Annotated in this window: 1 protein-coding gene; it reads left to right on the top strand. The window is 64.9% G+C overall.

The window, feature by feature from the left end; genetic code table 11:
- On the top strand, positions 1-3,485 hold a 3,485-nt coding region (locus N5C09_RS21310), incomplete at both ends, for a DUF6531 domain-containing protein (protein WP_279749823.1).

The raw sequence follows: 3,485 nt of genomic DNA, 5'->3' as shown, positions 1-3,485 counted from the left end.
CCCGGCGGCAGAACCTCCGGCAACCCGGTGAACCCGCTGCTGGGGGCCAAGGTCCTGCCCGGCGAGACCGATATCGCCCTGCCCGGTCCGCTGCCGTTTGTCCTCTCCCGCGCATACAGCAGCTACCGGACCGGACCCCCCGCGCCGGTGAGTGTTTTCGGCCCCGGCTGGAAAGCCCCCTTCGATATCCGCTTACAGCTTCGCGATGAGGAACTTATCCTCAGCGACACCGGCGGGCGCAGCATTCACTTTGAGCCGCTGCTGCCCGGTGAAACCGCCTTCAGCCGCAGCGAGTCCCTGTGGCTGGCCCGCGGTGGCGTGGCCAGGCTGCATGAGAGCAATGCGCTGCATCTGCTGTGGCAGACCCTGCCGGAAGACCTGCGCCTGAGTCCGCATATTTACCTGGCGACCGGCAGCGCGCAGGGGCCGTGGTGGATACTCGGCTGGCCTGAGCGCGTACCGGGTGAGGATGAAGCGCTTCCTGCGCCGTTACCACCGTACCGGGTGCTGACCGGGCTGGCTGACCGCTTCGGGCGCACGCAACGCTTTCACCGGGATGCGGACGGGGAATTTGCCGGCAACATCACCGCCGTCACCGACGGTGCAGGCAGGTGCTTCCGGCTGGCGCTGACGACGCAGGCGCAGCGGGCAGAGGCCGCGCGTAAACAGGCGACCGCCTCCGGTATCCGCGCACCGGACTGGCCGCAGACGATGCCGGTCTCCGGCTACGGCGCAGACGGCGGCATTCGCCTTGAGGCGGTGTGGCTGACGCACGACCCGGAGTTCCCGGATAACCTCCCGGCGCGTCCCCTGGCCCGCTACACGTACACCCCGCGCGGCGAGCTTGCCACCGTGTATGACCGCAGCGACACACCGGTGCGCAGCTTCACTTACGATGATAACCATCCGGGGCGCATGACCGCGCACCGGCACGCCGGACGCCCGCAGACCACCTACCGCTATGATGCCGGCGGGCGGGTGACGGAGCAGCTTAACCCGGCGGGGTTAAGTTATACCTACGACTATCAAAAAAATGCCGTCGTCATTACCGACAGCCTGAACCGCCGGGAGGTGCTGCACACCGCAGGCGAAGGCGGGCTTAAGCGTGTCGTGCGGGAAGAAAAAGCCGACGGCAGTGCGGTTACGCGGGAATTTGATAACGCGGGCCGCATGGTGGCGATGACGGATGCGGCCGGGCGCAGAACCGGATACCGGCTGAATGCCGGCGCCGGGAATGTGACGGAAATTGTCCTGCCGGACGGCCGGTCCGTACGGTTCAGCTACAACGACCAGCTCCAGCTTATCGCCACCACCGGTACTGACGGCCTGCGCAGCCGGCAGGAATTTGACCGTCAGGGCAGACTGACGCAGGAAACGTCCCGTCACGGCGATATCACCCGCTATTTTTACGACAGCCCGGACAGTGAACGCCCCTCTGCCACCGAAGACGCCACCGGCAGCCGGAGGCATATGACGTGGAGCCGCTACGGGCAGCTGCTGACCCTGACCGACTGCTCCGGCTACCGGACCCGGTATGAATACAACCGCTTCGGGCAGGTGACGGCCATTCACCGGGAAGAAGGCCTCAGCCAGTACCGCACTTACGATGAACGGGGCTGGCTGGTCAGCCAGAAAGATGCCGCCGGCCACGAAACCCGTTATGAGTACAGCCTGGCGGGCGACCTGACTGCCGTGGTTCACCCGGACGGCAGCAGGCTGACCACAGAGTATGACGCCGCCGGGCACCCGGTCAGCACCACCGGAGGCGGCCTGACGCGACGGATGGAGTATGACCCGGCAGGCCGCGTCACCCGGCTGGTTAATGAGAACGGGGCCGGGACCACTTTTGCTTACGACCTGCTGGACAGGCTGGTACAGGAGTGCGGCTTTGACGGCAGGACGCAGCGCCACCACTACAGCGCCACCGGGCAGCTCATCCGCAGTGAGGATGAAAGCCTCGTCACCCTGTGGCACTACGATGTGTCAGACCGTCTGGTATACAGAACGGTGAACGGCGAAGAGGCGGAGCGCTGGCAGTACTGTGAGCGCGGCTGGCTGACGGCAGTCAGCCATCTCAGCGACGGGCACCGCGTCGCTGTTCACTACGGCTATGATGACAAAGGCCGGATGGTCAGTGAGACACAGACCGTCCACGCCCCACGGACTGATGAACGGCTGTGGCAGCACGTCACGAAGCACGGTTATCAGAACGGGCTGGCGAATAAAACGGTTCCCGACCACCTTCCTCCGGTGGAATGGCTCACTTACGGCTCCGGCTATATCGCCGGGGTGAAGCTCGGCGGCACGCCGCTGGTGGAGTTCACCCGCGACCGGCTGCACCGGGAGACGCAGCGAACCTCCGGTGCGTATGAGCAGAACACGCTCCACAGCGCCACCGGGCAGCTGCTGAGCCACACCTTCAGCGACCCGGCGCTGAACCGGGAATACGGTTATCACGACAGCGGGCATCTTGTAAATATCCGTGGCGCACGGGTGGAGGAAGAGTATCGCTATGACGATGCGGGCCGTCTCATCCGCGCCCGGCACCACGACCTGCTGCAACACCACGCCACCGACCCGGCGGGCAACCGTATTACAGACCGGGAACAGTACCCGGCACTGCCTGCGATGTGGCGGGATAACCGCATCGGCGAAGACGCACACTTTTTTTACCGCCACGATGAGCACGGACGGCTGACGGAAAAGGCTGAACGTCAGATACGCGACGGCGGCAGTTACGTACACCATTATCACTACGACAGCCAGCACCGTCTGGCGCACTACCGCCTCACGCAGCAGGGGCAGACGCTGCGGGAAAGCCGGTACCTGTATGACCCGTCGGGCCGCCGCATCGGGAAACGGGTGTGGCAAAGCCGGTGCGGCCAGGATGCGCCTGACGTGACATGGTACGGCTGGGACGGCGACAGGCTGACCACCACGCAGACGGAGACCCGGCGCATCCAGACCATTTACCTGCCGGGCAGCTTCACGCCGCTGGTCAGAACCGAAACGCAAAGCGCAGAGCTGGCAAAAGCAGTACGCCGCACGCTGGCGGAGAAATTTCAGCAGGAGGCCGGCGTCATCTTCCCGCCGGAACTGGTGGCGCGGGTGGATAACCTGGAAGCGGAGCTACAGCGCGGGGAGCTCAGCGAGGCAAACCGGGCGTGGCTGGCGCAGTGCGGCCTGACGCCGGAGCAGATACGCAACCAGATGGAGCCGGACTACGCGCCGCAGAGAAAAATTCACCTGTACCACTGCGACCACCGGGGGCTGCCGCTGGCGCTTGTGAACAGTGACGGAAAAACAGACTGGTCGGCAGAATACGATGCGTGGGGGAATGTGCTGCGCGAGCAGAACCCGCACAATCTGGCACAGCTCATCCGCCTGCCGGGGCAGCAGTATGATGCAGAGACGGGGCTGTACTATAACCGGCACCGGTATTACGACCCGCAGCAGGGGCGGTATATCACGCAGGACCCGATAGG

This window comes from Enterobacter sp. GD03975 (genome assembly GCF_029838645.1).
Lineage (GTDB): Bacteria > Pseudomonadota > Gammaproteobacteria > Enterobacterales > Enterobacteriaceae > Enterobacter > Enterobacter quasihormaechei.
The sequence above is the reverse complement of the archived record's forward strand: the minus strand, read 5'-3'. Positions and strand labels throughout refer to the sequence as shown.